4 protein-coding genes and 1 pseudogene are annotated in these 2,861 nt (G+C 67.5%); 2 read left to right on the top strand and 3 right to left on the bottom strand.

Annotated elements, in window-relative coordinates; genetic code table 11:
- The coding region (locus tag ABTZ58_RS39940; RefSeq protein WP_351368395.1) for an STAS domain-containing protein at window positions 1-245 on the top strand (245 nt) is incomplete at its 5' end.
- Window positions 246-869: 624 nt separating this feature from the next.
- Here the strand turns inward: ABTZ58_RS39940 and ABTZ58_RS39935 are convergent.
- The 3 genes from ABTZ58_RS39935 to ABTZ58_RS39925 all read right to left on the bottom strand — a co-directional run bounded on the left by ABTZ58_RS39935 (window position 870) and on the right by ABTZ58_RS39925 (window position 2,182).
- Complete coding sequence (locus ABTZ58_RS39935; protein ID WP_351368392.1) at window positions 870-1,001, bottom strand: hypothetical protein; 132 nt, start codon at window positions 999-1,001, stop codon at window positions 870-872.
- A gap of 69 nt (window positions 1,002-1,070) precedes the next feature.
- Window positions 1,071-1,376: a hypothetical protein gene (locus tag ABTZ58_RS39930; protein WP_351368389.1), complete on the bottom strand. Its 306-nt coding sequence runs from the start codon at window positions 1,374-1,376 to the stop codon at window positions 1,071-1,073.
- Between the two features lie 374 nt (window positions 1,377-1,750).
- Window positions 1,751-2,182, bottom strand: coding sequence for an SPW repeat domain-containing protein (locus ABTZ58_RS39925; RefSeq protein ID WP_351368386.1), 432 nt, complete (start codon window positions 2,180-2,182; stop codon window positions 1,751-1,753).
- 401 nt (window positions 2,183-2,583) lie between these two features.
- Between ABTZ58_RS39925 and ABTZ58_RS39920 the strand changes: the two are divergent.
- Window positions 2,584-2,861: pseudogene (locus ABTZ58_RS39920) on the top strand (hypothetical protein); the annotation flags it as partial.

Raw genomic sequence — 2,861 nt, 5'->3', positions numbered from 1 at the left:
CCGAGGTTCTGCTGCCCTCCGGCGGGGCAACGCCGCTACGGATCGTGGCGGACCTCAGCGGCGTGACCTTCCTCGACTCCAGCGGCATCAACGTCCTCGTCACCGCCCACCAGCACGCGGCAGGTACGCAAGGGTGGGTGCGCATCGCCAGCGCCCAGCCATCCGTCCTGCGCGTCCTGCAGCTCGTCGGCCTCGACACGCTCATCCCCTGCCACCCCACCACCCAGCAGGCCCTGACCTCCTGACCGCTCCGCTCGCCGAATCACAGCCTTCGCTGGGCCACTGCACCGCCACGTCCAGCCCACGGCCCACCGCCTCCGGCAGGGCTTGCCCCCGTGCCCAGGTGAACCGGGTTCCTGCGGCCGTGTGCACAGCCCGCCCACGCCACCCCGCGCAGAATCAGCGCCGCGGCGCGGTAAGGGCGCAAGCTCCGCGCCGTGCCATCGGCCACCACCGAAAGTGCCACTGTTGTGCCAGCACGGGGCGGGTCGGCGGGCGGCGGCCGGCGCGTGGCTGCGCAGGCGGCGGCAGGTCAAAGCCGACTGGCTGTACCTCGAAACCTCGTGCGGAGGCGGCGTACCGTGCGGGTCCACGCCCGCGACCAGGTGCGATCATTCGGCGGCATCGACTATGACCAGGTCGTGCGAGTGCGCTCAGCGCACAGCAGCCGCATCCAATCAGGATGGCCGGTCAAGAACATGGCGGCACTTGGAGGCTGCTCACCTTCGCTGAGGTGGATCCGGCCACCATGGACTTCGAACGTCTGACCGCCAGGCTCGGTGCTTAGAGATCTCAATTGGCGTTGTGCGGCGGCCGTGGCCGCCAGGCTGGGGCCACCGGGTGAGTCCGGTGGCCCCAGCCGGATGTGGTCAGCGAGGGTCGTTCAGGCGGCTGCTGATCTGTTCGTGGAGTTCGTGCGGCAGGTGGATGGTCCAGCGGTCGGCGGCCTCGGCGGCCAGGTCACGGCTCCAGCGCCAGCTGTTGCGTGCCGCCGTGCGCACGTCCTGGTCGCGAGCGGCAGCGCCTGAGGGCCCTGGGGCGCTGTCACAGCCTTCCAGGGCCCCTCCTGCTCAGCGGGACTCGTCGTAAGGGTCGCGGCTGCCGGACTTGGCCAGTCCTCGACTGATCATGTAGCCGACGGTGAGGATCACGATGTACAGCCATGCCTTGTCGGCGCGGAAGTAGTCCGCGTGACCATCGTCGTCTCCCACGACCATGGAGGCGATCAGCACCGCGACGACCGCGGCGATGTAGGCGAAGAATTCGGTGGTCTTGAAGGCGGCCTTCGTCTCGGTCGACAGTCGGCGCGACCGGTGAGCGGCCGTATCGGTTCCCGTGTGGTGGCCGGCATCGCCGACCGGGTTCACAGCGCTCATGAGGAGACACCCTTTCGTCATGGGGAGCGCCTGAAGCACTCCGCGGGTAAGGAGAGCGTCAAGATCAACGCTGCACCTGCCGAGTGCCCATCCGCAGCGGGATAAACAGCACGTCAGGCTATGACCACGACGAACTACCGCCGGTTGGGCTCCGCCGGACGCCTCACCGCGGATGCAGAAGATCACGTGCCCGGACAGGGCCGCTGCAGGCGTTGGCCGGCCTCCTCGGCGAAGCACGGCCGGTCTGCAGCACAGACTTCCACAGTCATTGCCCTCGTCTTACCGTCCCGGTCGCCAGTGCGAAGAGATCCGCCACTACGGATTAGTCACAGCACTACGTCACGGGGACTGCCATCTTCAGCCCGCTGGTTTTCCTACTCTTCGCGCCTTCTGGTCAAGCCCAACAGCAGCAAGGACAGACTTGCCAGCACCATGAGCACGATGCCCAGAACCACGTCGATCACCTGAGCGCCGTCGAACACCTCGGTGTTCTGCGTGCTGATGACCCACGGCGAGGCGATCATCCAGGCCCCGGCCGCCAGCACCACCAGATCAGGCCACTTGCCGGGGTAATGGAAGAACCGGGAGAGGGCGATGAAGAACACGATCATCCCGACGCCTAGTTCATTGCGGTGTGCGTCCTTTGCGGTGTCCGGATAGCCCACGATCCACGGGGCGACGAACAACACCACTGCGCTCAGAAGCATCAGCAGCCCGATGATCTGTTGCCTTTGCGCCCGCATCAAGGACTGATCGACTGGCTTCCTTTTGGTCCGGGCAGGTCCCGGCTTGTGCGCTGTTGCCATGTCGCACCTCCGCCGTTTACGGCCGGGTACCCATGGCCTCGCGGCCCACCAAGCGCACAGCGGTTTTCACCGAAGGGTGCGCCAGGGGAGTGGTCGGTGGTGTCCAACTTCCCGACGCCTCGTTGCCCTGGTGAGGTACGTCCCACGCTGTCCGTGCCTCGGGGCCCTGGACGCCGTCACAGTCTCCAGGGCCCCACCCGCGCAAGAGCTGACACGCCGCTGGCGCCGACACAGGTCTCCGCCCCCGAGGGACGCACCGGGGATGCGAAACACCTTCTGCCCCGATGTCACTCATACGGCCTGCCCTGATGGCAGGCCCTACAGAGTCCGACGAGGGTGGAATGGGCTACGCCGTCCACGTCGGCCAAGCCCTTCCCATCGATCCGAAGGAGCTCCAGGCCATGTCTGAACGCAACACCGTCATCCGCAGCCTCCATGATCTTGGTCTGGCCGCCTGGTTCGGGGGCTCGCTGATGGGGGCCGTCGGCCTCAACGGGGCGGCACAGGGCGAAGGCAGCACGCAAGCGAGCCGTGACCGGATCTCTTCGTCGGGCTGGGCGAAGTGGGCGCCGGTCAACGCCGCAGCGATCGGGGCCCACCTGTTCGGTGGCGGCGGACTGCTCGCCGTGAACGCGCACCGGGTCGCCACCCAGCAGGGCGTGGGCGCCTCCACTGCGGC

Source organism: Streptomyces sp. NPDC094143 (assembly GCF_040303825.1).
In the GTDB taxonomy this organism is placed as follows: Bacteria; Actinomycetota; Actinomycetes; order Streptomycetales; family Streptomycetaceae; genus Streptomyces.
This window is presented reverse-complemented; position numbering and strand designations above follow the sequence as displayed.

Coding starts and splice junctions, on each gene's coding strand:
- ABTZ58_RS39925 (WP_351368386.1), bottom strand. CDS start 2,182: ATGGCAACAGCGCACAAGCCGGGACCTGCCCGGACCAAAAGGAAGCCA.
- ABTZ58_RS39930 (WP_351368389.1), bottom strand. CDS start 1,376: ATGAGCGCTGTGAACCCGGTCGGCGATGCCGGCCACCACACGGGAACC.